The sequence below is a fragment of the Paraburkholderia sp. SIMBA_054 genome (assembly GCF_046534875.1).
Taxonomy (GTDB): domain Bacteria; phylum Pseudomonadota; class Gammaproteobacteria; order Burkholderiales; family Burkholderiaceae; genus Paraburkholderia; species Paraburkholderia hospita.
Genome location: NZ_JAWRXV010000013.1, coordinates 142,149 through 169,129, shown reverse-complemented (window position 1 = coordinate 169,129; position 26,981 = coordinate 142,149). Strand labels below are relative to the sequence as shown.

Sequence of the window (26,981 nt, the reverse complement as noted above, 5' to 3'; positions counted from 1 at the left end):
GAATATCAACCCGGTAACATGCCCGGCAGCACATAAGCCTGCAACAGCGTGATCAGACCGACGATCATCGCGAACAGCAAGCTATGCCGCACCGTGAAGCGGAACAGCTCCGACTCGCGTCCGACGAGCCCCGTCGCGGCGCAGGCGACGGCGATCGACTGCGGCGAGATCATCTTGCCCGTCACGCCGCCCGTCGTGTTCGCAGCCACGAGCAAGGTGTCCGACACGCCGATCTGATGCGCGGTCGCGTGCTGAAGTGAGCAGAAAAGCGCATTCGACGACGTATCCGAACCCGTCAGGAACACGCCAAGCCAGCCGAGCACGGGCGAAAAGAACGGGAACGCGGCGCCCGTTCCGGCGAGCAGCAACGCGAGCGTCGACGACATCCCCGAGTAGTTCGCGACGAAGGCGAACGAGAGAACCAGACCGATCGATAGCACCGGGCGGCGCAGTTCCTTCAGCGTTTCGCCGAACGTCGTGAATGCGTCGCGCGGCTTCACGCGCAGCAACACCATCGAGATCAGCGCCGTCGCGAAGATCGCCGTGCCGACTGCCGAGAGCAGATCGATCTTGAGCACGGCTTCGTACGCTTTCGGCGTCGCGACGATGGGCGCCGTCTTCATCACGAGTTGATCGAGCGCGGGCACCTTGAACTTGAGGATGCTCCAAGCGAGCGCGCCCTTCGCGGCGAACAGCGCCTTGAACGGCTGCAGGCTCCAGACGGTGACGACGGCAGTCAGAATGCCGAACGGCGCCCATGCGCGAATGGTCTGCGCAAGCGTATAAGGCGATGCGCGACGGCTCACGCCCGCAGCGCCATTCGAACCGCCGCCTACGCCACCAAACCCCGACAATGCGGCTGCACCGCCGCTTACGCCACCGCGTGCCGTATCGCGAGCGCGGCGCGGTTGCCAGACCTTCAGGAACGACGCGAGCGCAACGAGGCTGACGAGCGCCGACGTGATGTCGGGGAGTTCAGGCCCGATGTGATTCGACGTGAAGTATTGCGTGACGGCAAAGCTGCCGCCCGCGACCAGTGCAGCCGGCCACGTTTCCTTGAGGCCGCGCTTGCCGTCCATCATGAACACGAGCCAGAACGGCACGGCAAGCGAAAGCAGCGGCAACTGACGGCCCGCCGTCGCGCCGATCAGGAACGGATCAATGCCCGTCACCTGGCCCGCGACGATGATGGGGATACCCATCGCGCCAAACGCGACGGGCGCGGTGTTCGCGATCAGGCACAGACCCGCAGCCTTCAGCGGGTCGAAACCCAGCCCGACGAGCAGCGCCGCCGTGATCGCAACGGGGGCGCCGAAACCGGCCGCACCTTCGAGAAACGCGCCGAACGAAAAGCCGATCAGCAGCAGTTGCAGGCGCTGGTCGTCGGTCAGCGCGAGCACCGATGCGCGGATGACGTCGAACTGTCCCGTCTTGACGACGAGCTTGTAAAGGAACACGGCCGTGACGATGATCCACGCGATCGGCCACAAGCCGTATGCAAAGCCGAAGCCCGCCGCCGCGAACGCCTGCTGCGCTGGCATGCCATACGCGAAGATCGCAACGGCCAGCGACAACGCCAGCGTACCTGCCGCCGCGACATGCCCCTTCAGGCGGAGTCCCGCCAGCGCGACGAAGAAAAAGATGATGGGGATGCTGGCCGCGAGCGCGGATAGCCAGAGGCTGCCGAGGGGCAGGTAGGTCTGATACCAAGGGTGCATGTCGGTCTCCTCCGAATATGCGATCAATGAATTCTTGTCGGCGGCGCGCGGCCGCCCCCGGTGCATCGGCATTGAGGCGATGCACGCGTGTGATCTACGGGATTGAAAGCGCGTTACTCGGGCTGGCCGCGCTCGCGCATCAGGTCATGCAGGCTGCGCGCTGCTGGTTTCAGCGGCTCGCGGTGACGGGTCCAGCCCATCTGGTTCTTCGGCGCGAATGCGCGCAGCCGCGTCGCCGCCCAGCGCAACACCTTGTACGCGCGCGGATGCGCGAACGCGCCGCTCCAGAAGCGCCACACGAACTGTTCCTCGCGGCTGAACTTCGCGCCTTGTCCGCGCAGCGGATGCGCGACCACTTCGTCCGGATTGCGATTCGCTTCCGTACGCAGGCGCACCAGCAGTTCGGGAATTGGAATGCGTACCGGGCAGACTTCACCGCATGCGCCGCACAGGCTCGATGCCGTCGGCAGGTCGGCCGTTTCTTCGAGCCCGAGCAGATGCGGCGAAATGATCTTGCCGATCGGGCCCGGATACGTCGTGCCATACGCGTGTCCGCCGATACGCGTGTACACGGGGCAATGGTTCATGCACGCGCCGCAGCGGATGCATTGCAATGTCGCGCGCAGTTGCTCGTCCGCATAGGCCTGCGTGCGGCCGTTGTCGAGCAGCACCACATGCATTTCACGCGGACCGTCGCGCTCGCCTTCGCGGCGCGGCCCGGTGATCAGATTGAAGTACGTCGTGATCGCCTGGCCCGTGGCGGAGCGCGTCAGGAGGCTAGACAGCGGCACGATATGCGACAGCTTCTCGACCACTTTCTCCATGCCCATGATCGCGATATGCACGTCGGGCACGGTGGTCGACAGGCGTCCGTTGCCTTCGTTCTCGACGAGCCAGAGCGTGCCCGTATCCGCTGCCGCGAAGTTGACGCCGGACAGGCCGATATCGGCGTCGACGAATGCGCGGCGCAGCGCGCGGCGTCCCGTCTGGATCAGCTCGTCGACGTCTTCCGTATAGCGTGTGTCGGGAATGTTCTGCTCGAACAGTTCGGCGATATCGGCCTTTGTCTTGTGGATCGCGGGCATCACGATATGCGACGGCTTTTCGTGCGCGAGCTGCACGATGTACTCGCCCATGTCGGATTCGATGCAGTCGATGCCGCGCGCTTCGAGGTAATGGTTGAGCTCGATCTCCTCGCTCGCCATCGACTTGCCCTTGATCACGCGCTTCGCGTCATGCGATTGCACGATGCCGTGGATGATCGCGTTCGCGTCAGCGGCTGTTTCGGCCCAATGCACGTGGACGCCGCGCGCCGTGAGATTGGCTTCAAGCTGCACGAGCAGATCGGGCAGGCGCGACAGCGCATGACGCCGCACCGCTTCGCCGAGATCGCGCAGATGCTGTAACTCGTCGTCGTCGGGAAACTGCGTGCGCCGCTTCGATTGCAGAAAGTCCATCGCGCCGCGAAAACTGCTGCGAAGTTTCGGGTCGTCGAGCGCGGCGCGGGCGCGCGCCTTGAAGTCCTGCGACGGCACGAAGTGCATCGGGGTGGCGTTCATGCTGCGTCTCCATCCGTAGCGACGGCTGCGTCGGTCTGATGTTCGACGATCACGACCCACAGTTCGCGCGGGCCATGCGCGCCATAGGCGAGCGTCTGCTGGATATCGGAAGTCTTCGACGGGCCGGAGATCATCACGAGATTGGTCGGCATGCCCGCCTGCCAGTGCTCGGCGCGCATCGCGGCGTGCAGGTCCGCGTGCAACGAATGCGCGTAGACGAGCGCGATATGCAGCGGCGGCACGAGCGACATCGTGCGCGGCGAACCCGCGTCGGGCGCGACGATCAGCGTGCCCGTCGAGGCGAGACCTGAGCGCGCGACCGTGAAGCCGGCGTCGACGGTGTCGAACAGTTCGGCTTTCCAGTTTTCGATCGGCTGATCGTAGTGGCGCGTCGTCACGGAAGAGGGCAACACATCCTTCAATGCAGCGCCTTCCACGCGCGATGTGTCGAGCAGCAGGCGCTTCACGTTCGCATCGAGCAGACGTTGTGCGATCAACGCGGGCCACGTGCGCTCCGTTGCGCGAAACACTTCGGCATGCGAGGCGGCGAGCGCCGCCTGCATCGATTCGACGAGGGCCTGCGTCGGCAGCGCGACACGGCGGCTGTCGTAATGCAGGTCGATCTGTTGGTCGAGGCGTTTCAGGTCGTCGCCTGAAACCTGAGCGGGCGCAGCGGCGCGCAACCGTCCGAGCATGCGTTCGCGTGCGTTCATGCTTTGCTTCCCTTGTTTTTCGCGTCGGCGCGTTGCGTGCGCCGCCACAGAAAACTCGCGATATGTTCGACTTCGACGGGCGCGCCTTGATGACGGGCCGCATGTCCGATGTTCAGCAGGCAACCGCAGTCGGCGGAAACGATGCGCTCGCAGCCTGTCGCGCAAGCGGATGCGACCTTGTCTCGCACCATCGCGCCAGAAATGTCGGGATGCTTCAGCGAAAACGTGCCGCCAAAACCGCAGCATTCCGATTCGCGCTCGTGTTCGATGCGTGTGACGCCCGGCAATGCATCGACGAGTTCGACGCCATGTACGCGCGTGCCCATTTCGCGCCGCGCCGCGCATGACGTGTGAAGCACGACGCGTTCGTCCGGCTCATCGGTGGAAGCAGGCAATTCGATGTGCAGCGCGCGCAGCAGGAATTCGCTCAGTTCGTACACGCGTTCGCTGAGCGCTTGCGCTTTTTGCGCCATCGCGGGATCGTCGGCGAAGAGCTTTGGCCAGTGGTGGAGCATCATGCCCGCGCATGAACCGGACGGCACGATCACAGGCCAGGGCTTGGAGAAGATATCGAGCTGGGCGCGTGCAACGTCGCGCGCCTGTTCGGGATTGCCGCTGCTATACGCGGGCTGGCCGCAACAGCTTTGCTCCTGAGGAAAGTGCACGACCAGCCCTTCGCGTTCGAGCAGCTTCACCGCGTCGAGCCCGGCTTCGGGGACGAACAGATCGACGAGGCAAGTCGCGAACAGATAGACATCGCGTGCGGCCGCCGGATAGTGCCTTTCCTTCATATCTCGCTCCAGAATGCGTCCGTTTGTTCGTCCGCTTTGTGCGCTTTTCGCATTGGATGCGGCTCGCGCGGATCGCTTGAATCGTTGACGCATGATTCCCAAATGTGCGCGAGAATACAAATTGGTTGGACCACTGAAGCACGATCGACGCAGCAGAGGAAGCGTATGGCAACAGGAACGAGAGAGCGGGGCAGGGTAGAGGGCGTGATGCGCCAGATGGAAACGTCGCTGCTCGACGGCACGTGGCCGCCGGGTTCGCGGCTGCCCGCCGAGCGCGCGCTGGCCGAACAGTACGACGTGTCGCGCAACACGGTGCGCGAGGCAATCCAGCGGCTGGCGGCGCGCGGGCTGTTGCAGAGCCGGCGCGGCGCGGGCGTGTTCGCGACGGATCAATTGCGCGCGGGCATCGCGTCGCCGTGGGGGCAACTGGTGGCGGATCACCCTGTATTACGCGACGACATCCTCGAATTTCGCCGCGTGCTGGAAGGCGCGACAGCCTACTTCGCGGCGATGCGCGCGACTCAGGCGGATATCAAGCGCATCCGTTCATTGATGCGTGAGCTGGAACGCTCGCACGCTTGCGACGACCAGGACAGCGAAGCTACTGCCGATGCGCAGCTACACGACGCCATCGCGCTCGCGTCGCACAACACGATGTTCCTGCATCTGCATACGAGCGTGCTCGGCATGCTGCGCGAGCACATCACGATCAGCGGCACGGACGTGCGCCTGCAAGGTCCGGCGGAGTCGGGGCAACTGCTGATCCAGCATCGCGCGGTGAGCGATGCAATCTGTTCGCGCCGTCCGGAAGAAGCCCGCACGGCGATGCACACGCATATCGACTTCGTGCGCAGCATCCGCGAACGGCAGAGCTGAGCCGCAGTCAGCGGCTCCAAAGTGGTCCAACCAGATCCACGCGACGAAACATCAGACCACGGCGTCGGCAACCTGGAAGGCGTCAACCGAGGTCTTCAGCCGCCCGGCCTGCTCGGTCAGCGAATGCGCAGCGGCGGCAGCCTGTTCGACGAGTGCCGCGTTTTCCTGCGTGAGGCTGTCCATCTGCGTGACGGCGAGATTCACCTGATCGATACCCGCGCTCTGTTCGGCCGCGGCCGCGGCGATTTCCTGCATCACGCCCGTGACGCTCGCAATCGCATCGCGCGCTTGCTGGATCGTCGTGCCCGTGCGTTCGACGAGGCCCGCGCCGTTCCCGACCCTGTCGACGGCGCGGCTGATCAGTTGCCGCACTTCCTTGGCGGCGCCCGCGCTGCGATGCGCGAGCGTGCGCACTTCACCCGCGACGACGGCGAAGCCGCGTCCCTGTTCGCCCGCGCGTGCCGCTTCGACAGCGGCATTCAACGCGAGGATATTGGTCTGGAACGCGATGCTCTCGATTACCTCAATCACCTCGACCATCTTCTGCGATTCCGTCGAGATATCGCGCATCGTCGTGACCGCCTCGCCGACCATCACGCTGCCCTGGTTCGCGATCTGCGCGGCGCTTTCGGCCAGCTCGCTCGCGGTGCGCGCGTTCTCGGCCGTCTGCCGCACCATGGAAGTCATCTGCTCCATGCTCGCCGCCGTCTCCTGCAACGAAGCGGCCTGATTCTCGGTGCGCGACGACAGGTCCGCATTGCCGCTCGCGATTTCTCCCGCGCCCGTCGCGACGTGATCGGCGGCGTGCTTGATGGCGCGGATCGTGTCCGTCAGCGTGTCGCGCATGCGGCGCATTTCGCGCAGCAGGCTGTGATCGTCGTCGGTGCGTGTGTCGATCGACACAGTGAGATCGCCGACGGCAATCGCGTTCGCAACATCCGCCGCGTAGCCGGGATCGCCGCCGATCGTGCGCTGGATGCTGCGGTTGGTCAGCGCGACGAGCGTGGCCAGCAGCAACGCAATGCCCGCGAACACGCCACCGATCAGATACAGCGAGCGCATGAACGCAGCGTCGATATCGTCGACATACGCGCCCGTCGCGATGATCCAGTCCCACGGCGCATAGCGCACCACGTAGCCAATCTTGTCGACGGCTTCAGCGGGCCCCGATGCTGGCCCCGCTGCCGACGCCGGGCGCGAATGCGGAAACACGTAATCGACGAAGCCGCCATCGGGCGACTGCGCGACCTTCGCGAAAGCCACATAGTGATGGCGTCCGTCCGCGTCGGCGGTGCCGGCGAGATCCTTGCCGTTCGTCGCGGGCTTGATCGGATGCATGATCATGCGCGGCGTCGAATCGATCACGAGGAAGTAGCCGTCCTCGCCGTAGCGGATCTCGCGCAACCGGGCGAGCGCTTCCGTGCGCGCGTCCGCTTCGCTCAGCTTGCCGCTCTGCGCGAGCTTCGCGTATTCCTCGACCAGCGACAGCCCGACATGGGCGACGTTCACGAGGTCGTTCTTGCGCTCCTCGATGCGGGTTTCGCGCGACAGATACGCCGCCGACACCGACACCAGCAGTAACGCGATCAGGCTAATAACGAGCGGCAACCACAGCTTCTGGGTAAAACTCAGCTTCAGCATCCGGACGCCTCGCTACGTGGGCGATATATTGAAATGTGGACGCGCCGCGCTGCAATGCGGCACGCATGTCTCCACCTGATATATCGACCAATGTGGCGTGGGCTTGCGTACAGGGAAACCCTGTCATGGATTGTGCGGAGCACGGATCTCAGCGCGCGTCGAAACGCGCCGCGAGCCGCCGCTCACGGAACGCTTCGACGACGAAGTCGATGAACACACGCGTCTTGGCGGGCAGCAGCTTGCGGTTCGGGTAGTAAATCGTGATCGGACTGACTTCCGCATACCAGCCGGGCAAGAGCCGCATCAGCCGGCCGTTTTCGAGCCATGGCGCGGCGTGCGGCGTCGGCAGGAACGCGACGCCGAGACCGGCCAGCGCCGCGTGCGCCATCGCTTCGGGATCGTCGAAGATCATCCGCGTCTTGCATTCGGCGAGCGCTTCTTCGCCGACCTGATTGCGCATCGTCCACGCGCGCAGGCGGCCCGTGCTGCTGGAGCGGCGCGCGATGCCGTCCAGTTCCGCGAGATCGGACGGATGCGCGGGCAGCGGCCGGCCCGCCATATAAGCAGGCGACGCCGCGACGATCACGCAGGGCCGCGCCAGGTCGCGCGCGACCACGCCTTGCGTCAGCTCGATCCCGCCGCCGATCGCCGCGTCGAAGCCGCCCGCGATCAGGTCGACGGCGCGGTTGTCGAAGTGCCAGTCGGGCACGATGTCGGGATAGCGTTCGAGAAAGCTGCCGAGCAACGGCACCAGATACTCGCGCCCGAACGCGACGGCCATGCTGACCTTCAGCACGCCCGACGGCTTGCCGTCATGCTGCGCGGCGCGCGCAAACGCGTCCTGCAGGCTGGCGAACGGGACGCCCGCGTCGGCCCAGAGCTGTTCGCCGCCTGGCGTCATGGTGAGCTTGCGCGTGCTGCGATGAAAGAGCCGCACGCCCAGATGCGTTTCGAGCCGCGCGACGTTCTTGCTGACGGCGGCAGGCGTGAGGCCGAGGCGCCGCGCCGCCGCCGAAAAGCTGCCCGTTTCGGCGGACTGTATGAACGATTCGATGAGGTTCAGCGCTTCCATGTGGTGTCCGTCGTGCTCCGGGCGGTTTCCTGAAGCTTATACCTGTGGTTGAAACTGTTAGTCTTGATTCGATACTACCGGCAATGTAATCCGCTCGCCATACTGGCCTCACCTGATCAACAAACCCACTGGAGCACAACATGAACTCGAATCTGCAAGGCAAGGTAGCTTTCGTCACGGGCGGCGCGCGCGGCATCGGTGCGGCGGTTGTGCGCCGGCTCGCCAGCGAAGGCGCGACGGTCGCTTTCACGTATCACAGCTCGGCTGCGGGCGCGAACGACCTCGTCGCGACCGTCGAGAAGGCGGGCGGCCGTGCCGTCGCCGTAAAGGCGGACGTCGCGGATGCGGCGGCGCTGACCAACGCAATCAACGAGACGGCGCGCCAGCTCGGCAAGATCGACATTCTCGTGAACAACGCCGGCGTGCTGCGCCTGGGTACGCTCGACGTCTTCTCGCTCGAAGACTTCGACGCGACCGTGCAAGTCAACGTGCGTGCCGTGTTCGTGGCGTCGAAGGCCGTGCTTGCGCATATGGGCAAGGGCGGACGGATCATCAACATCGGCAGCACGAATGCCGATCGCATGCCGTTCGCGGGCGGCGCTGTCTATGCGATGAGCAAGTCGGCACTGCAAGGGTTCGTGCAAGGTCTCGCACGCGATCTGGGTCCGAAGGGCATCACGGTCAACAACGTGCAGCCCGGTCCCGTCAATACCGACATGAACCCGGAGGCAGGTGAATTCGCGGCGTCGCTGCATGGCCTGATGGCGATCCCGCGTCACGCGGCGGCCGACGAAATTGCCGGCATGGTCGCGTATGTCGCCAGCCCGGAAGCGGGCTTCGTGACGGGCGCGAACCTGATGATCGATGGCGGCTTCAGCGCTTAAGGGGCCGCGCTTCATGAACAGGTTCATCGCGACGCTTGCAGGCAGGCATTGCGAGAACCTGTCAAAAAGCTGTCAAAGCTTCGACAAATAAACGTCAAGCAGCTGTCACGTAACGTTTCTGCCGTTTGCTCATGTCAGAATGGCGCTTTCGCGGAACCCACGTCGAAACGCACATGACCTTGAACCTGGCGCCCGCCACCTATGGGGCCGACCGCTCCGGCCTCGTCTGCGGATTCCGTTTTTCACCCGACAAGCCCGGCCTGGCCGTCGATACCGACACAGCGGCCGAGTGGCTCGCTGAATGTCAACACGACGTGAAAGCGTCAGGCGCCCATCCGGGCGAGTTCCTCTGGCTGCATTTCAATCTCGCGCATGTATCGAGCGAGCGCTGGATGCGCACGCATCTCGATCTGCCCGACACCTTCTTCGAAGCCCTGCGCGAAGGCTCGCATTCGACGCGTATCGAGCACCAGCACGGCGCGCTGCTGGCCGTCGTCAACGACGTGATGTACGACTTCGAGCAGACGCCTTCTGAAATCGCGACGCTGTGGGTCTACACGCACAAGCGGATCATGGTGACGGCGCGCCTGAAGCAGCTACGCTCGGTCGACCGGCTGCGCGCGTCGGTGCGCAACGGCGAGAGCTTCGATACGGCGGCCGAGCTGCTGATCCATCTGCTGCGCGACCAGGCCGATCTGATGGTGGAGATCGTGCGCAGAACCAGCATCGAAGTGGACCGCATCGAAGATCACTTCCTGTCGCAGCGCGCGAGGCAAAGCCGGCGCGACCTCGGCGCGATGCGGCGCGTGCTCGTGCGTCTGCAAAGGTTGCTCGCGCCGGAGCCCGGCTCGATCTTCCGTCTGCTGGTGCGGCCGCCCGCGTGGCTGTCGCCGGTCGATGTGCAAAGCCTGCGCGATTCGACGGAAGAGTTCTCGCTGGTGCTTGGCGACCTGTCGGGCCTCGCGGAGCGCATCAAGCTGCTGCAGGAAGAGATCGCCGCGCGCCTGAACGAGCAGACCAACCGCACGCTGTTCACGCTGACCATCGTGACGGTGCTCGCGCTGCCTATCAACATCATCGCGGGTCTGTTCGGGATGAACGTGGGCGGCGTGCCCCTCGCGGAAAACAAGCACGGTTTCTGGGTGATGGTGCTGCTGGTCGTGAGCTTTACCGTGCTGGCGGGGTGGTGGGCGTTGCGCCGGCGTCCGTCGGCGTGATGAGCGCGGTGACCGGAGCGCCGCGTTTGAAACGCGTCCCTTTGACACGGTGATTACAAATGTCGAGCGTAAAATCCACGGACCGTTGAACTGGCAGCATGTGGCATCAAGCAACATTGCACTGAACGTCCGTTTCAGGAGGCCTCACATGGCAAAGCTCATCGCGCTCTACAAGACCCCCGCCGACCGCAACACATTCGACGCCCATTACTTCGACAAACATGTGCCGCTCGCGAAGTCGATCCCCGGCCTGCGCCGCTACGAAGTGAGCGTCGGCCCGGTGGCGAGCGCGAAGGGCGAATCGCCTTATGCGCTGGCGGCCATCCTCAGCTTCGACAGCTTCGAATCGCTGCAGCAGGCGATGGGCACGCCCGAAGCCGCCGCCACCACCGCCGATCTGCAGAACTTCGCCCAGGCGGGCGTCGAGCTGCTCGTGTTCGACTCGAAAGACGTCTGACGCGGGCAGGGCGTTCCCTGCGCGGGTCCTTTTCGGTCTGATTTTCCTTCGCCTCTCCGTACTATCCCTGGCGGACGGAGTGCGATGATAACGCTACCATCAGCTCATCCCATCATCGCTTCGCCGCGGCGAAAGACTATCCATCATGTCCCGCCGCGCGCGCTTGCGGCCGGAAATGATAGCGTTACCAAGGAGACTGATTTGTCCTCGAATCGCAAGAAGCCTGAAGAGTTGCGCAGCTACCGCTGGTATGGCGTCAACGATCTCCGTTCGTTCGGCCACCGCTCGCGCACCGCGCAGATGGGCTATCACTCGTCGGACTACATGGGCAAGCCGGTGATCGCCGTCGTCAATACGTGGAGCGAGATCAACTCGTGCCACACGCATTTCAAGCAGCGCGTCGAGGAAGTGAAGCGCGGCATCTGGCAGGCGGGCGGCTTTCCCGTCGAAATGCCCGTGATGACGCTCGCCGAGCCGTTCCAGAAGCCGACCACGATGCTCTACCGCAACTTCCTCGCGATGGAGACGGAAGAGCTGCTGAAGTCGTATCCGTTCGACGGCTGCGTGCTGATGGGCGGTTGCGACAAGACCACGCCCGGTTTGCTGATGGGCGCGATCAGCATGGACTTGCCAGCCATCTATCTGCCCGCCGGCCCGATGCTGCGCGGCAACTGGAACGGCCGCACGCTGGGCAGCGGCTCGGATACATGGAAGTACTGGGCGGAACTGCGCGCGGGCAAGATCACCGAGGACGAATGGAAGGGCATCGAAAGCGGCATCGCGCGCTCGCCGGGCCACTGCATGACGATGGGCACGGCCTCGACGATGACGAGCGCGACGGAAGCGCTCGGTCTCACGCTGCCGGGCTTCTCGTCGATCCCAGCCGCCGATTCGCGTCACGCCCAGTTTGCGTCGCTGACGGGCCAGCGGATCGTCGAGATGGTGTGGACCGATCAGAAGCCGTCGGATCTTCTGACCGCGAAATCCTTCGATAACGCCGTCACCACCGTGCTGGCGATGTCCGGTTCGACGAACGCGATCGTGCATCTTGTCGCCGTTGCGCGCCGCGCGGGCATCGATCTGACCACGGCGCGCTTCGACGAACTCGCGCGCGTGACGCCCGTGCTCGGCAATATCCGTCCGGCGGGCCAGTATCTGATGGAAGACTTCTATTACGCGGGTGGCTTGCGCGCGCTACTGGCGGAACTTGGCGAACTGATCGACGGCACGCAGATGACGGTGAACGGTCAGACGCTCGGCGAGAATATCGCGGGCGCGGAAATCTTCAATGACGACGTGATCCGCAAGCGCGGCAATCCCGTTGTCGAACGCGACGGCCTCGCCGTGCTGACGGGCAACCTCGCGCCCGACGGCGCAGTGATCAAGCCCGCCGCGATGGAGTCGCATCTACAGAAGCACCGTGGACCTGCCGTCGTGTTCAAGGACTACAGCGACATGGCCGCGCGCATCGACAGCGAAGACCTCGACGTGACAGCCGATTCGGTGATCGTGCTGCAACACGCCGGACCCGTCGGCGCGCCGGGCATGCCCGAATGGGGCCAGCTGCCGATCCCGCAGAAGCTGCTGAAGCAGGGCGTGCGCGACATGCTGCGGATCTCCGATGCGCGCATGAGCGGCACCAGTTACGGCGCGTGCGTGCTGCACGTGGCGCCTGAATCGTTCGTGGGCGGGCCGCTTGCGCTCGTGAAGGACGGCGACATCATCGAGCTCGACGTGACGGCCCGCCGCCTGCATCTCGACGTCAGCGACGCGGAACTCGCGACGCGCAAGGAAGCATGGAAAGCACCGAAGCGTCCGTTCGAACGCGGCTTCGGCGTGATGCATCAATTGCACGTGACCCAGGCAAACAAGGGTTGCGACTTCGACTTCCTCGAAGAGAAACTGGCGACGCCTTCGCCCGAAGCCCATGAAGCGAACAGCAATGAGCCGGAAATCCACTAACACGAACACCATCACAGCCGACACAAAATGACCGCATCCGAAACGACCGTGAGCGCCGAGACGCTCGAACTACTCCGCCACGTGAGCACCGCGACGCTCACCACGCAACTCTTCAAGCGCGGCCTGCGCAACGTGTTCCTGCAAGGCGTCGCGCCGCTCGTGAAGCCCGCGCCGGGCGCGCCGAACCTGGTCGGTCCTGCGTTCACGCTGCGCAATATCCCCGCGCGTGAGGACCTCGATCATGTCGGTGTGTTTCAGGACCCGGACCATCCACAGCGCAAAGCGGTGGAAACGGCTCCGCCCGGCAGCGTTCTGGTGCAGGACTGTCGCGGCGACCGCACGGTGGCTTCGACGGGTTCGATCCTCACGTTGCGCCTCGCCAAGCGCGGCGTCGCGGGCATGGTGTCCGACGGTGCCGTGCGCGACAGCGGCACGATCTCCGAACTCGGGCTGCCGATCTGGTGCGCGGGCGCGAGCGCGCCGCTCAATCTCGCGAAGCATCACGCCGTCGACATGAACGTCCCCATCGCCTGCGGCGGCGTAGCCGTGTATCCGGGCGATATCGTCGTCGCCGATGTGGACGGCGTGGTGATCGTGCCGCGCGAAATGGCCGAAGAAGTCGCGCGCGACGCGACCGAGCAGGAGCAGCTCGAAGTGTTCATCCAGCAGCGCGTCGCCGAAGGCAGTCCGCTGCGCGGCACCTATCCGCCGAACGAAGAAACGCTGGCCGCCTACAAGGCGTGGCGAGAAGCGCAGAAGCAGTAACGCGCCCAGCGTCACCCCGAACGTCACGACCGCAACCTGCACAACGAGGCCCGCGCGCACGCAGCCGGGCCCGGGAGACACCGTGAACACCGTCACTTCCGCGATCGACGAATCGCGCCTTATCAATCGCCTCGGCTTGCGGCTCATGCCGTTGCTCGGCCTGCTGTATCTGGTCGCGTATATCGACCGCTCGAACATCAGCTTCGCGAAGCTGCAGATGCTTGGGAGCCTCGGGTTGTCGGAAGTGGCGTATGGGTTGGGCGCGTCGCTGTTCTTCATCGGTTACCTGATCTTCGAGGTGCCGAGCAACGTGCTGTTGCACAAGTACGGCGCGCCGAAGTGGATGGCCCGCATCATGTTCACGTGGGGCGTCGTGACGATCCTGCTCGCGTTCACGCAGAACGCGACGATGTTCTATGTGCTGCGCTTTCTGCTGGGCGCGTCGGAAGCGGGCCTCTATCCCGGCGTGATCTACTACCTGACGCTGTGGTTTCCGCAGCGGCATCGCGTGCGGATGCTCGGTTACTTCACGGTGGGCAGCAGTCTGGGCAACATGGTCGGCGCGCCGATCTGCGGCTGGCTGCTCGACAAGGGCGGTTTGCTCGGACTGCAAGGCTGGCAGCTCGTGTTCATCGTGACGGGCATTCCTTCCGTGCTGCTGACGCTCGTCGTGCTGTTCTGCCTGCCCGCATCGCCGCGAGAAGCGAAGTTCCTCAACGACGAAGAGAAGAACTGGCTCGCGCGCACGCTGGAGAGCGAAAGCGCGCAGGCGCGCAAGAGCGCCGCGCGTCACGGCACACTCCTGAGCGTGCTCACCGAGCCGCGCGTGATCGGCATGGCGCTCTACTACATGATGCTGTCGATCTCCGTCTACGGCGTGAGCTACTGGCTGCCGACACTCGTGAAGGGCTTCGGCGTCAGCAACACGACGAACGGTTTTCTCAACATCATTCCATGGCTGATGGCGACGATCGTGCTCGCGTGGCTGCCGTCGAAACTGCGCGCGGGCAATCGCGCGATCATCGCGATGCTCGCATCGGCGCTGCTCGGCATGGTGTTCTTCCTGTCGTCGGTGTTCCTTCCGACCAACACGCTGCGCTTCGTCGCGCTGTGCTTCGGCGCGCCGTGCATGTATCTGCTGATTCCGTGCTTCTGGACGCTGCCGCCGAAGTTCCTGTTCGGCGCGCGCGCTGCGGCGGGCATCGCGGCGATCAATTCGCTCGGGAATATCGGCGGCTTTATCGCGCAGAACCTCGTGCCGTTCGTCAAGCAGACCACGGGCAGTACGCAGGCGCCGATGCTGATTCCCGCCGCCTGCATGCTGATCTTCGCGTGCGTGACGATGTTCGTTCTGCGGCGCAACGGGCGTGCTGCGCAAAGCGTCAACGGTACACCTGTCACGGAATAAGCCGCGATTGGGCCATTGGCTACAATAGCCACGCAACGTCATCCGTACATTCACTCATGCCGACCGCCAAGCCAACCGACGCATCGATCGATCTCAAGGCCACGCCCGCGCGCCGCACGCGCGGCGGGCCGAAGGGCTTGCGCATCACAGATGTCGCGGCGCAGGCGGGCGTGTCGCCCATCACCGTATCGCGCGTATTCAACAACCCGGCGTCCGTCGCGCCGGAAACGCTCGAACGCGTGCGCCAGGTCGTGCAGAAACTCGGCTATGTGCCGAACCGTCTCGCGGGCGGTTTGTCGTCGGCGCGCTCGCGGCTGATCGCGGCCATCGTGCCGACTGTCGCGCACTCGCTGTTCTCCGAGACCATTCAGGTGTTCAGCGAAACGATGTCGCGCGCGGGCTATGAAGTGCTGCTCGCGCTGAGCGGCTACAGCGACACGAACGAAGAAAGCCTGCTCGATACGGTATTGAGCCGCCGTCCCGAAGGCGTGCTGCTGACGGGCGTCGCGCACACGGATTCGCTGCGCGAGCGGCTGCGCAATGTTGGCATTCCCGTGGTCGAAACGTGGGACATGACGGAAACGCCGATCGACATGCTGGTCGGCTTCTCGCACTACCAGATCGGCGTCGCGGTGGCGGAGCGTTTTCTGTCGCGCGGCGTGAAGCATCCCGCATTGATCTCGGCGAGCGACGTGCGCGCGCTCGCGCGCCGCGCGGGCTTTCGCGACCGGCTCGCGCAGGCGGGCATGACGAACGTGGCGGAAGCGATCGTCGCGCCGCCTAGCTCGGTGGCGACGGGCAAGACCGCGTTGCCTCGATTGCTGCAAGAGACGCCCAATGTCGATGCCGTGTTTTGTGGCTCGGACCTGCTTGCCATCGGCGCGCTCGGTGCGGCGAAGCGCATGGGCCTCGACGTGCCGGCGCGTCTTGCGATTTGCGGCTTCGGCGACCTCGAATTCGCGACGGAAACCACGCCGCAACTGACGACGGTGCGTGTCGATGGCACGCGTATCGGAGTGAGCGCGGCGCGCGCGCTGCTCGACCGGCTGAATGGCATACACGAGCCTGCGTTCGTCGATGTCGGCTTCAGCGTCGTGGGGCGCGAGTCGGCATAAACGCTGCCATGTTTCGAGTCGCTTTAACTCCCTGACTAGTCAAATAGACTCCGGTCCAAACGACTAACGTCCTTTGCAAGTGACTGTTTTTCTGCACATTGTGTGTTGGCACGGAACGTGTGTAAGGGTTAACGCGGTCGCAAGAAAACCGCGAATCCAATCAACACGAAGCAATGTGCAGGTTCAACAATATGTCACTGATCACCACGCTCAAGCACGACCACGAAGAGATTTTCCGTTTGCTCGATGAATGCCGCGCGCTCGGCGTCGCCACCGACGAAGGCCGCCGCAAGCTCAAGCAGGTGCGTGGCGTCGTCGTCGCGCATCTGGCGCGCGAGGACCACAAGCTTTACCCCGCGATGCAGAAGCACGACGCGACGCGCGCGCTCGGCGAGATGTACGCGCAGGAAATGCGGGCGATGTCGGCGGAAATTATCGGCTTCTTCGATTCGCTCGACAGCGGGCGCGCGGGCATCGAATTCGCGCGCGAAATCGGCCGCGTGATTTCGCACCTGCGGCAACGGATGACGCGCGAGGAAGTGCGTCTTTATCCGGCGTTCGAAGCGCACTGCGCGGAACGCATTTCATAAGCGGCGAGACCGCTTTCCTGACCGCATTGCCCATCAGCGAGCGAATCATGAAAACCATCGAACCCCGCGCCACCTTCGTGCCGCCTCCCGGACGTTACCGGCCCGCGCAGCGCTTCGCGTTGCTCAATCTCGGCTTTCGTCCGTTCTACCTGGCGGGTGCGGGCTTCGCCGCGCTCGCGATGACCGTATGGTTACTCGTGCTCGCCGGCGTGCCGCTGAAGGGCAACTATCTGCTCAGGCTCGATCCCATCGGCTGGCACGCACACGAGATGGTGTTCGGCTTTGCGGCATCGATCGTCGCGGGCTTTCTGCTGACTGCCGTGCGCGCATGGACAGGCATGCAGACGACGAGCCATCGCACGCTCGCCGCGCTCGCATTGCTATGGCTCGCCGCACGCGTGCTGGTGTGGAGCGGGCCCGCCGTGCCCGCTGCGCTGATCGACAGCGCGTTTCTGCCCGCCGTCGCGTTCGCGCTGCTGCGCGTGCTGATGAAAGCGGACAACCGGCGTAACTATTTTCTGGTGCCCATGCTGTTGACGTTCGCCGCGCTCAACGCTGCGTTCCATGTGCTGACGCAAATGGGGCATCCCGATCTCGCGCTGCGCTGTCTTTATGCCGCAGCAGGCATTGTCGTGTTGCTGGTGTCGGTGATCGGCGCGCGTGTGATTCCGATGTTTACGTCGAATGCGATTCCGGGTTTTGTCACGCGCAAATGGAAACTGGTCGAGTGGAGCGCCGCGCCGTTGACGCTGTGCGCGCTGTTCGCCGATGCCGCCGCTGTGCCGTCAGCCATTGTCGCGACGCTCGCATTCGCGGCGTGCGCGATCCATTGCGCGCGGCTGATCGGCTGGCGTTCGTACAAGGTGCGCGGCCCGGCCATCCTGCTGATCCTGCACGTCGCCTATGCCTGGATGCCCGTCGGCTTCGCGCTGCTCGGCCTGAGCGCGCTCGGCTTCGTGACGCATTCCGTCGCCATGCACGCGTTCACGGCGGGCGTGATCGGCGGGGCGATCATCTCGATGATCACGCGCACGGCTCGCGGTCATACGGGAAGACCGCTCGTTGCCGATACCCGCGATGTCGCGAGCTATGCGCTCGTCACGCTGGGCTCGGCATTGCGGATCGTCGGGCCGCTCGTTGCGCCGGGCCAATATCAGATATGGATATGGAGCGCGGGCGCGTGCTGGATCGCCGCGTTCGCGATCTATGCAGGCGCATACGCGCTGCCGTTGATGCGTCCGCGCGCGGACGGCAAGCCTGGTTAGTGCGAACGCATCAACCAGGCACTAACGGGCGCTCGCTCATTCCGCCGTCGAGCGCGCTTCGCTCCGGCCGCTTTCCATCGCCGACACGCGATTCTTCCCATCGCGTTTCGCGCGATAGAGCGCGAGGTCGGCGGCCTCGATCAGCGTCGTCATCGGCGCGTCGGGCGCGGGCACCTGCGTCGCGCAGCCGACACTGATCGTCACGTACTGCCCCGACGACGAGCCCGCATGCGGAATGCGCAGCGCTTCGATTTCGAGCCGGATCTTCTCGGCGAGCAGGCGCGTGCCGCCCGCCGACGTGCCCGGCAGCACGACCGCGAACTCCTCGCCACCGAACCGCGCCGCGAGATCGCCGGGCCGCCCGAGGCAGCCTTCCACCGTCGACGCGATCTGCTTGAGCACTTCGTCGCCCGCCACATGGCCGTAGGTGTCGTTGTACGGCTTGAAGTTGTCGACGTCGATCATCAGGATCGACACTTCCGTTTGCGCGCGCATGCCGCGGCGCCATTCGGCGTTCAGATATTCATCCAGATAACGGCGGTTCGACAGGCCCGTCAGTCCATCCGATTGCGTCAGCTTGCGCAGTTCGAGATTCGCCTCCAGCAGTTGCTGCTGCGATTCGCGCAGCGCGCGATACGCCTCGTCGCGTTGTAGCAGATTCACATACGAGCGCGAGTGATAGCGGATGCGCGCGACCAGTTCCATCCGGTCGGGCAGCTTGACGAGGTAGTCGTTCGCGCCCGCCGCGAAGGCCGCGCTCTTGATGGTCGGCTCTTCCTTGGTCGACAGCACGATGATGGGCACGTCGCGCAGCTTCGTGTTCGTGCGGTACGCCTTGACGAGCGTGAGACCGTCGATGCCGGGCATCACGAGGTCCTGCAGGATCACCGTGGGGCGCGTGTGGGTGGCCGCGTAGATGGCTTCGTCGGCGCTCGCGCAGTAGTGCAGGTCGATGCCATCTTCGTTCGCGAGCGCGCGCCGCACCGCTTCCGCGACGATCGCCTGGTCGTCGACCAGCAACACCATGATCGGCACGTCGGACAGCGCGGCCGTTTCCAGCGCGGCGCGCGCGGCTTCGAGCGCGGCATTCGCGCGATCGGCCGACGTCGATGTGGAACCCCCCTGGTCCCGTGCCCCGATTTGATCGAAGTCCATGTGCGTACCCCTGTCGGAAGTGCTGGTCATGCGTTGTCTCGGTGTTTCACTGCGTGCCGCTCTTGCATCGAATGCCTCGTTGCTCCAGTCTTTGCCCCTGCTGCCTTGCGCTACATCAACGTCGCGCGAACGCCGCCAGCTGACCGGCGATGCCGCCCAGCGGCAGAATCCGGCGCGCCGCGCCAAGCGTCGCGGCCGCCTTCGGCATGCCGTAGACGGCGCTCGTCGCTTCGTCCTGCGCGATCGTGTCGTAGCCTTTTGCGCGCATCGCCTTCAGCCCGATCGCGCCGTCGCGGCCCATGCCCGTCAACAGTACGCCGAGTGCTTCGCCGGGCCAATGCTCGACGACGCTATGAAAGAACACATCGACGGAAGGACGGTAGGGCATCTCGGCCGGTTCGCGAGTGTAGTGCAGCGCGCCGTTCTGTGTCAGCAGCATGTGATCGTTGGTCGCCGCGAGCAGCGCGACGCCCGCCGTCGGCAACTCGCCCTCGCGCGCGGTGCGCACGGCAACGGACGTCTGCCCGTCGAGCCATTGCGCCATGCCGTCGGCGAACACCTTGTCGACGTGCTGCACGATCACGATGGGCGCGGCGAAGTCCGCGGGCAGGCTGCCCAGCACGGTCGCCAGCGCAGCCGGACCGCCCGCTGACGCGCCGATCGCCACCAGCCGCTGCGCATCGCGCGTGAGCGGCGCGATGGCCGTTTGCCGCGGCGCCCAGGGCTTGTCCATCAGCTGGCCGATCTGGTCGATCTTCTGCAGCATCAGCAACGCGGACTCGCCGATGCCGCGCGCGGCGAGCGTCGGCGTATCGACGGCGTCGAGCGCGCCTGCTCCCATCGCCTCGTAGACGCGCCACGTATTTGCGCCGACGCTGCTCGTCACGATCAGGATCGGGCAGGGCGTGCGCGCCATGATGCGGCGCGTCGCTTCCACGCCGTCGATCTTCGGCATGATGAGGTCCATCAGCACGACGTCCGGCGTCTGCGCGGCGCAGAAGTCGACGGCTTCTTCGCCATTGGCGGCGACCCACAGCACGCGATGCTCGGGGCGCAGCGCGATCACGCGGCGCAGCGCTTCGACGGCGAGCGGCAGGTCGTTGGCGATGCCGATATTCATGCTGATGCCTCTCCGATCAGGTCGCGCACGGCATCGAGCAAGGCTTCGTCATGGAAGCTGCCCTTCGCGAGATAGTAGTCCGCGCCGGCTTCGAGCCCGCGCCGGCGGTCCTCGTCGCGGTCCTTGTACGACACGATCATCACGGGCACGGGCTTGAACAGCGGGTCGCGCTTGATCAGCGTGACGAGTTCGATGCCGTCCATACGCGGCATGTCGATATCGGTGACGACGAGATCGAATGTTCCACTGCGCAGCGCGTTCCAGCCGTCCATCCCGTCGACGGCGACCGTCACCGCATAACCGCGTTTTTCCAGCAGCTTGCGTTCCAGTTCGCGCACCGTCAACGAATCTTCGACAACCAGCACATGCTTGCGCTGCCGCGCGGCGACGTCGTGCGCGCGGCCGATCCGGTCGAGCTGTCCCCCGCGCACGAGTTTATCGACTGAGCGCAGCAGGTCGTCGACATCGACGATCAGCACGGCGTCGCCGTTCTCCATCAGCGCAGCCGCCGCGATGTCGCGGATCTTGCCGAGGCGCGGGTCGAGCGGTTGCACGACGAGCATCCGCTCGCCGAGAAAGCGGTCGACGGCGATCCCATACGTCACCCGCTCGTCGCCGATCACGACGACGGACACCGACTCGCGCGTCACGCCCGCCTGCGCGCCGAGCAACTGATGCGCGGTGACGAGCCCGACGGGCTTGCCGTCGAACGCGAAGTGCTGCTGGCCTTCGAGCATGTCGATGTCGGCGCGCGCGAGTTCGAGCGTGCGGCGCACATGCGCGAGCGGAAACGCGTACGCCTCGCCGCCTACATCGACGAGCAGACTGCGCACCACCGAGAGCGTCAACGGCAACTGCATCACGAAGCGCGAGCCGCGGCCCGGCTCGTTGAAGATGCGTACGGTGCCGCGCACGGCCTTGACCATTTCATGCACGGCGTCGAGGCCGACGCCACGGCCCGATACATCGGTGACCTGATCGCGCATCGAGAAGCCCGGCAGCAGCAGGAAGTCGAGCAGTTCCGGTTCGGACAGGCGCGCGGCCGTGTCTTCATCGGCGAGCTTGCGGCGGATCACCGACGCGCGCACGTTGTCGAGATCGATGCCCGCGCCGTCGTCGCTGACGCTGATCAGCAGCTTGCCCGCGCTGTGGCGCGCTTCAAGCGTGACGTGCGCTTCGGCGGGCTTGCCGCGCGCGACGCGTGCGTCGGGCGTCTCGATGCCGTGATCGAGCGCGTTGCGCAGCAGATGGCCGAGCGGCGCGTCGAGCATGTCGAGAATGTCGCGGTCCACCTGCGTCGACGTGCCGACGATCTCGAACTTCACGCGCTTGCCGAGCGAGCGCGCCAGATCGCGCACGACGCGCGGATACGCATGCGTCGCGTCGCCGAACGGGCGCATCCGGCATTGCAGCGCTTCGTCGTACAGCAGTTGCGCGAGGTTGGCACTGCTGCGGTCGTAGTGGTCGAGTTCGTCGAGGCGCGCGCCGAGCGTGTGCTGCATGCTGTTGAGCGCGGTGCGCACGTCGGCGAGCGCCGAAAGTGCGGCATCGTCGAGATGTTCGGCGAGTGTGTCGTAGAGCGCGTCGAGCGCGCGCGAGGTTTCGCGCTGCGTGCGCTTGATGCGCAGCATCGAGGTCGCGAACGGCTTGAGCCAGCGCGACTCCACCAGCACTTCGCCCGACAGGCTCAACACGCGGTCGAGATTCGCGGCGCGCACACGGAGCATGCGGTCCGGGGTACGAGCCGAGGCATGGGTGTCTTGTTGCGCGGGGGCGCCGGGCTGGTCAGTTGTGTCGCCTGCAGGCGCTTCCTGCCGTTGCGCGAGCGCCTCGGCCTGCAACTGCGCCTGGAGTTGCGCATACACGTCGACGTCCGGCTCGATGCTCGCTCCGTCACCGTCTGCCGTCTCACGCGGGGCGCTTTCAGGCGACAACATCCGCCTCACGAATCCGTCGATATCGGCGCGCGTGACAGGCGCGTCCGGCTTCGCATCGCCCACGCGCATCAGCAGATCGACGCCGCGCAACAGCACGTCGATATGCGCGGGCGTCAGTTGCAGTTCGCCGCGTTGCGCGCCGACGAAGCACTCTTCCATCACATGCGCGATATCGACGCCATCCTGCAAGCCGATGATGCGCGCCGCGCCCTTGAGCGAATGCGCGGCGCGCATGCAAGCTTCGAGCGCGGCGGCGTCGGCTGGGCGATGTTCGAGCGCGAGCAGCCCGTCGGACAGCACGCGCGTTTGCACGGCGGCTTCCTCGCGGAACAGTTCGAGCAGCGACTGATCGTCATCCGTCATCGCAGGCTCCGGGCAATCGATTCAAACAGCCGCGCCGGGTCGATCAGGCCGACGGTTCCGCCGCGCCACGCGAGCACGCCGCGCGCATGCGACGCGGTGGCGTGCGCGAGCGTCGCGGGCACGGGCAGCAGTTCGGTGTCGGCATAACGGATCACGCCTTCGACCTCGTCGACGGGCAAGGCAACGGGCGGTGCGGCGGGCTCGCTGTCGTGCGCGGCGACCAGCATCCGCGCATAGCCATTGCGCGCGGCCTGTTTCGTGTCGGCGGCGCGGTCCATGTTCAGCAGCTCGCCGAGCGAGACCGCGACGGTCAGCGCGCCGCGCACGTTGACGACGCCGAGCACGGCGCGCGAGCGCTGATGCGGCAGCGAATGGATCGCGCGGATATCGTCGATCTCGCGCAGCACGCGGGTCGGCAGCGCAAGCCATTCGCCCGCGACGCGAAAGGCGAGGGCGGACTGCGTCTGTGCGGACGCTTCACGCACTGCGGCTGGCGACCCGACCGGCTCCGCACGCGCAACGAGGTCCGTGTCGCTCAAAGGCCGGTCGAACAACTGCGCTGCGCCTTGCGCGAAGACCGGGCAGTTGAGGCAACGAAAATACTCGACGAGGCGCGGGCACGTGTTGTCGCCACGCGTGCCGATGCGGTTCCAGCAGTCGTCGACGCGCACAGACGCGCTTGAATGATCAGGAGCGTCGTGCAGCATGGAATCCTCGTGAACGTTGCGCATCGTCCGTTGGCGCCTGAGCCGATTGTGTCGATTGTGTCGATTGAGCCGCGCGCGCCGCCGAGCGTTGCGCGCGCTGCATCAGATTCTGCGCGCCCGCCCGATCGCCGCCGATGTCGAGCAGCGCGGCCAGATGCGTGAGCGCTTCGTAATGCGCGGGGTCCAGATAAAGCGCCTTGCGATAGAAGTCGGCGGCGTCGGCGCTGCGGCCGCGCGCATCGGCGATCAGGCCGAGCAGATGAAACGCGTCGACATTCGGCCCATGCACGATCGCATGCTGATGCGCGAGGCGCTCGGCTTCGTCGAATTCGCCGGCATCGGCGTGACGGCGCGCGGCAGCGAGCGATGGTTCCGCGGCGGGTTGCGGCGTCGGCGCTCGCACGGTCTGTTGCGCGCGCGCGGGCGGCGGCGTGAGGGCGCGGTTCGCAAGCGGCGGCTTCGCGGGCGCGCGAGTTGCCGCCGTGAACGCGGGCGTACGCACGGCTTGCGTCGTCACGTTTGCCGCGCTCAAGGCAAGCGGTTTGACCGCGCGCGTCGCATTCGTTTCCGCGGGCGTGCTGCGCCGGAACGCAAACGCGAGCGGAATGCGCGCGGATGTCATCGCGTGCCGCATCATCAGGCCCGTTTCGGCGGGGCCGACGAAGATCGTGCCGCCGTTGGCGAGATTCGCGTCGAGCACGCGGATGGCGCGGTCCTGCGCTTCGCGGTCGAAATAGATCAGCACGTTGCGGCAGAAGATGAAGTCGTACGGTGCCTGCGCGCCCGCCTGCAGGTCGAACAGGTTCGCGTGCGAGAAGCGCACCGTCTCGCGCACGCGTTCGCTCAGTTGCCAGCTGTCGTTTAGCGCCGTGAAATGCCGGTCACGAAACGCGAGCGGATGGCCGCGAAACGAATTGCGCCCGTAGAGGCCCGCGCGCGCATGCTCGATCACGCGCGCACTGATATCGAAGGCATCGACGGTGAAGCGGCTCTCGCCGATGCCGTCGTCGAGCAGCGTCATCGCGACCGTGTAGGGTTCCTCGCCCGTCGAGCACGGCAGGCTCAATACGCGCAGCACGTGCATCGGATCGCGCACGAGCCGCTCGTTCGCGAGCCGCGCGAGCGCGACATACGCCTCGCGATCGCGATAGAACCATGTTTCGGGCACGACGAGCGCCTCGATCAGCCCCTGCCGTTCGTCGCGCGACACGGTCAGTTGCTGCCAGTACGCTTCGATCTCGGCGGGATCGACGGTGACGCTCGTGTCGTGCGCCGCGAGGCCAAGGCGCGTCACGCGCACGCGTTCGAGTACCGCGCGCTCCACCGCGTTGATGCCCAGCGACGACGCGTCGATCCCCGTCTCCCGCAGGAGCCAGGCTTCGAAGCGCGGCACGAAAGCGGTCGCGGCGTTCATCGCGTATGAGGTTGGGGTTGCGGGAAGAGCAGCGCTTTCACCTCGTCGTCGAGCATCTGCTGCACGTCGATCCATTGGATCAAGCCGGACTCGTCGCTTGCGACGGGGCCGAGCCAGCGCGCGTGTGGCGTCGCGATGCCGCTGTCGGCGAAGTGCTCGCGCTCGATCCGGCGCGTCTGCGTCGCCCGTTCGACGATCAGGCCGAGCAGCCGCGGCGGCGTGTCCGCGTCAGCGGGTTCGCGCGTGTCACGATAGTGGACGAACACGAGCCGGGTCGAGCGCCAGTACTGCGACGGACGCCCAAGCGCGAGTTGCGCGAGATCGATCACGGGCACAGGCTCGCCGTGCCGCTCGATCACGCCCGCGACCCACGCGGGCGCACCGGGAATCGCCTTGGTGGCCGTCAGCGTCTGTACTTCGACGATGTCGGCGGCATCGAGCGCATAGCGGTCGCGGTCGAGTTCGAACAGAAGAAAGAGCATCGCCGTCACCGTATCAGCCGTGTTGGGCCTGCCAGCGCGAGCGGGCTCACGCTTCGATCTTGAAGCGCGACACACCCGTGCGCAGCTGGTTCGCGACGAGCGTGAGATCGTCGATCGCCTGCGACGACTGGCGCAGCGACTCCGCCGTCTGCTGTGCCGCCTCCGACAACTGCGACAGCGCCTGCGTGATCTGCTCGGCGCTCGTCGCCTGCGTGTGCATGCCTTCGTTGACGAGCTGGAAGCGCGGCGCGAGCGTCTGCACTTCGTGAATGATCTGCGACAGCTGCTCGCTGACCTGCTGCACGTCGCGCATGCCGCGCCGCACTTCTTCGGAGAACTTGTCCATGCCCATCACACCCGCCGAGACAGCCGACTGGATCTCCTTCACGGTCTGTTCGATATCGAAGGTGGCGACGGCAGTCTGGTCCGCGAGACGGCGGATTTCCGTCGCGACGACGGCAAAGCCGCGGCCGTATTCGCCCGCTTTCTCGGCTTCGATGGCCGCGTTCAGCGACAGCAGGTTGGTCTGGTCGGCGACCTTGGTGATCGTCGCGACCACCTGATTGATGTTGACGGCCTTCTCGTTGAGGATCGCGAGCTTCGCGTTCACGGAGCCGGCCGCTTCCATCACACTGCGCATCGTGTCTTCCATGCGCGTGAGGCCGTTCTGGCTCGCGCCCGCAAGCGTCGCCGACTGATCCGCGACGGCCGACACTTCGTTCATCGTGCGCAGCAGATCGCGCGAGGTCGCGAAAATTTCGCGCGAGGTCGCGCCGATCTCCGTCGTGGTCGCAGCGGTTTCCGTCGCCGTCGCCTGTTGTTCTTTCGACGTCGCCGCAATCTCGGCCACCGACGTCGTCACCTGCAGCGACGACTTTTGCGCCTGCGCAACGAGGCTGTTCAGTTCCTCGGCCATCCGGTTGAAGCCGTCTTCCAGCGTGCCGAATTCGTCGCGGCGGCCCAGCTTCAAACGCTGCGTCAGGTTGCCCGTACGCATCACGTTGTGCACGTCGACGAGGCTCGCCATCGGCACCGTGATCGCGCGGTACAGCGAGAAGCCGGTGTAGAGCGCGACGAGCAGCGTGACGCCGAGCGCCGTCGCGAGTGTGATTTCCGTGCCCGTCACGGAATCGCGGATCGATTTCGCGGAATCGTCCGCCTGGGTGCGGTTTTCGTTGACCAGTTCGTTTGCCGTGCGGATCACGCTTTCCCAGGCGGGCGCGAGCTTGACGAAGGTGGCTTGTGCATCCGCCTTCGAGGTCGGCGCGGTGCGCATGGCGTCGTTCAGTTGCGGTAGGTATTGATCCCAGGCAGCGCGGAAGGCGCGGAAGTGCTCGCGGTCCGCGTCGCGAAAGAGCGTTGCCTGGTACTCGGCCGACACCTGATCGAACTTTTGCAGCAAAGCCGGCATCCGTTCGAGATCCTGCTTCGTTGCGGCATCGCTGCTCTCGACGAAGAGCGCGCGTTCGAGTGTCGAATAGCCCTCGTTGGCCGCCGCGCGCAAGGTCGTCGCGAGGTAGAGGCCGGGCACCGAGTCGTGGCCCATGCTGAGCGCTTCGTCGTCCATCACGCGCAGCCGGCTCCAGGAGATCGCGGCCATCACCAGCATCAGCACGAACAGCGCGCCGAAGCTCAGCATGATCCGGTTGCCGAGCGTGAAGCGGGCAGCGTGCTTCGGATCGAGCAGGGTGGTGTCGCTGGTGCGGGGCGTCGCTGTGACCATTGTCGATGACTCTTCCGGTGTTTGATGGTGTGACGCGGCGCGTCGGA

General features: G+C 65.4%; 23 protein-coding genes. 10 read left to right on the top strand and 13 right to left on the bottom strand.

Features of this window, described 5'->3' with window-relative positions; all coding sequences use genetic code 11:
• Window positions 1-5: 5 nt before the first annotated feature.
• The 4 genes from SB822_RS18145 to SB822_RS18130 all read right to left on the bottom strand — a co-directional run bounded on the left by SB822_RS18145 (window position 6) and on the right by SB822_RS18130 (window position 4,781).
• Complete coding sequence (locus SB822_RS18145; RefSeq protein WP_007587608.1) at window positions 6-1,718, bottom strand: lactate permease LctP family transporter; 1,713 nt, start codon at window positions 1,716-1,718, stop codon at window positions 6-8.
• Window positions 1,719-1,831: 113 nt separating this feature from the next.
• Complete coding sequence (locus SB822_RS18140) at window positions 1,832-3,277, bottom strand: LutB/LldF family L-lactate oxidation iron-sulfur protein (RefSeq protein ID WP_410855303.1); 1,446 nt, start codon at window positions 3,275-3,277, stop codon at window positions 1,832-1,834.
• Window positions 3,274-3,990 (bottom strand): LutC/YkgG family protein, encoded by a 717-nt coding sequence (locus tag SB822_RS18135; RefSeq protein WP_410855302.1) that lies wholly within the window; start codon window positions 3,988-3,990, stop codon window positions 3,274-3,276. The genes SB822_RS18140 and SB822_RS18135 overlap by 4 nt, the downstream gene beginning before the upstream one ends.
• Complete coding sequence (locus tag SB822_RS18130; RefSeq protein WP_410855301.1) at window positions 3,987-4,781, bottom strand: (Fe-S)-binding protein; 795 nt, start codon at window positions 4,779-4,781, stop codon at window positions 3,987-3,989. The genes SB822_RS18135 and SB822_RS18130 overlap by 4 nt, the downstream gene beginning before the upstream one ends.
• 165 nt (window positions 4,782-4,946) lie before the next feature.
• On the opposite strand from SB822_RS18130, the gene SB822_RS18125 reads away from it, so the two are divergent.
• Window positions 4,947-5,657, top strand: a complete 711-nt coding sequence (locus SB822_RS18125; RefSeq protein WP_007744091.1) for a FadR/GntR family transcriptional regulator — start codon at window positions 4,947-4,949, stop codon at window positions 5,655-5,657.
• Between the two features lie 51 nt (window positions 5,658-5,708).
• Here SB822_RS18125 and SB822_RS18120 read toward each other — a convergent pair whose 3' ends face one another.
• Window positions 5,709-7,298 carry a methyl-accepting chemotaxis protein gene (locus SB822_RS18120; RefSeq protein WP_079488437.1) on the bottom strand — a complete coding sequence of 530 codons (1,590 nt, stop codon included), beginning with the start codon at window positions 7,296-7,298 and terminating at the stop codon, window positions 5,709-5,711.
• Between the two features lie 148 nt (window positions 7,299-7,446).
• The gene (locus SB822_RS18115) at window positions 7,447-8,370 is read right to left on the bottom strand and encodes a LysR family transcriptional regulator (protein WP_007744093.1); all 924 of its coding nucleotides are present in this window, start codon (window positions 8,368-8,370) and stop codon (window positions 7,447-7,449) included.
• Window positions 8,371-8,510: 140 nt separating this feature from the next.
• On the opposite strand from SB822_RS18115, the gene SB822_RS18110 reads away from it, so the two are divergent.
• The 9 genes from SB822_RS18110 to SB822_RS18070 all read left to right on the top strand — a co-directional run bounded on the left by SB822_RS18110 (window position 8,511) and on the right by SB822_RS18070 (window position 18,033).
• The gene (locus SB822_RS18110; protein WP_410855300.1) at window positions 8,511-9,254 is read left to right on the top strand and encodes an SDR family oxidoreductase; all 744 of its coding nucleotides are present in this window, start codon (window positions 8,511-8,513) and stop codon (window positions 9,252-9,254) included.
• Window positions 9,255-9,427: 173 nt separating this feature from the next.
• Window positions 9,428-10,471 carry a transporter gene (locus tag SB822_RS18105; RefSeq protein WP_035537208.1) on the top strand — a complete coding sequence of 348 codons (1,044 nt, stop codon included), beginning with the start codon at window positions 9,428-9,430 and terminating at the stop codon, window positions 10,469-10,471.
• Between the two features lie 148 nt (window positions 10,472-10,619).
• Window positions 10,620-10,928: an EthD family reductase gene (locus SB822_RS18100; RefSeq protein WP_410855299.1), complete on the top strand. Its 309-nt coding sequence runs from the start codon at window positions 10,620-10,622 to the stop codon at window positions 10,926-10,928.
• A 201-nt stretch (window positions 10,929-11,129) separates the two neighbouring features.
• Window positions 11,130-12,890: an L-arabinonate dehydratase gene (araD, locus tag SB822_RS18095; protein ID WP_410855298.1), complete on the top strand. Its 1,761-nt coding sequence runs from the start codon at window positions 11,130-11,132 to the stop codon at window positions 12,888-12,890.
• Window positions 12,891-12,917: 27 nt separating this feature from the next.
• Window positions 12,918-13,655 carry a ribonuclease activity regulator RraA gene (locus SB822_RS18090; RefSeq protein ID WP_086918571.1) on the top strand — a complete coding sequence of 246 codons (738 nt, stop codon included), beginning with the start codon at window positions 12,918-12,920 and terminating at the stop codon, window positions 13,653-13,655.
• Window positions 13,656-13,737: 82 nt separating this feature from the next.
• Complete coding sequence (locus SB822_RS18085) at window positions 13,738-15,063, top strand: MFS transporter (RefSeq protein ID WP_410855297.1); 1,326 nt, start codon at window positions 13,738-13,740, stop codon at window positions 15,061-15,063.
• A 56-nt stretch (window positions 15,064-15,119) separates the two neighbouring features.
• Entirely contained in the window at window positions 15,120-16,178 is a 1,059-nt protein-coding gene (locus SB822_RS18080; protein WP_410855296.1) for a LacI family DNA-binding transcriptional regulator, read from the top strand.
• A gap of 191 nt (window positions 16,179-16,369) precedes the next feature.
• Window positions 16,370-16,768, top strand: coding sequence for a hemerythrin domain-containing protein (locus SB822_RS18075; RefSeq protein ID WP_410855295.1), 399 nt, complete (start codon window positions 16,370-16,372; stop codon window positions 16,766-16,768).
• Window positions 16,769-16,815: 47 nt separating this feature from the next.
• Complete coding sequence (locus SB822_RS18070) at window positions 16,816-18,033, top strand: NnrS family protein (RefSeq protein ID WP_410855294.1); 1,218 nt, start codon at window positions 16,816-16,818, stop codon at window positions 18,031-18,033.
• Between the two features lie 36 nt (window positions 18,034-18,069).
• On the opposite strand, the gene SB822_RS18065 is transcribed toward SB822_RS18070, so the two are convergent.
• The 7 genes from SB822_RS18065 to SB822_RS18035 all read right to left on the bottom strand — a co-directional run bounded on the left by SB822_RS18065 (window position 18,070) and on the right by SB822_RS18035 (window position 26,934).
• Window positions 18,070-19,188, bottom strand: coding sequence for a diguanylate cyclase (locus SB822_RS18065; protein ID WP_410855334.1), 1,119 nt, complete (start codon window positions 19,186-19,188; stop codon window positions 18,070-18,072).
• Window positions 19,189-19,303: 115 nt separating this feature from the next.
• Window positions 19,304-20,308 carry a chemotaxis response regulator protein-glutamate methylesterase gene (locus SB822_RS18060; protein ID WP_410855293.1) on the bottom strand — a complete coding sequence of 335 codons (1,005 nt, stop codon included), beginning with the start codon at window positions 20,306-20,308 and terminating at the stop codon, window positions 19,304-19,306.
• Window positions 20,305-22,608 (bottom strand): hybrid sensor histidine kinase/response regulator, encoded by a 2,304-nt coding sequence (locus SB822_RS18055; RefSeq protein ID WP_410855292.1) that lies wholly within the window; start codon window positions 22,606-22,608, stop codon window positions 20,305-20,307. The genes SB822_RS18060 and SB822_RS18055 overlap by 4 nt, the downstream gene beginning before the upstream one ends.
• The gene (locus tag SB822_RS18050) at window positions 22,605-23,315 is read right to left on the bottom strand and encodes a chemotaxis protein CheW (protein WP_410855291.1); all 711 of its coding nucleotides are present in this window, start codon (window positions 23,313-23,315) and stop codon (window positions 22,605-22,607) included. The genes SB822_RS18055 and SB822_RS18050 overlap by 4 nt, the downstream gene beginning before the upstream one ends.
• Window positions 23,296-24,729, bottom strand: a complete 1,434-nt coding sequence (locus tag SB822_RS18045) for a CheR family methyltransferase (protein WP_410855290.1) — start codon at window positions 24,727-24,729, stop codon at window positions 23,296-23,298. Before SB822_RS18045 ends, SB822_RS18050 begins: the two co-directional genes overlap by 20 nt.
• Window positions 24,726-25,211 (bottom strand): chemotaxis protein CheW, encoded by a 486-nt coding sequence (locus SB822_RS18040; RefSeq protein ID WP_007587645.1) that lies wholly within the window; start codon window positions 25,209-25,211, stop codon window positions 24,726-24,728. Before SB822_RS18040 ends, SB822_RS18045 begins: the two co-directional genes overlap by 4 nt.
• Before the next feature lie 46 nt (window positions 25,212-25,257).
• The gene (locus tag SB822_RS18035) at window positions 25,258-26,934 is read right to left on the bottom strand and encodes a methyl-accepting chemotaxis protein (RefSeq protein WP_035537204.1); all 1,677 of its coding nucleotides are present in this window, start codon (window positions 26,932-26,934) and stop codon (window positions 25,258-25,260) included.
• Window positions 26,935-26,981 lie beyond the last annotated feature (47 nt).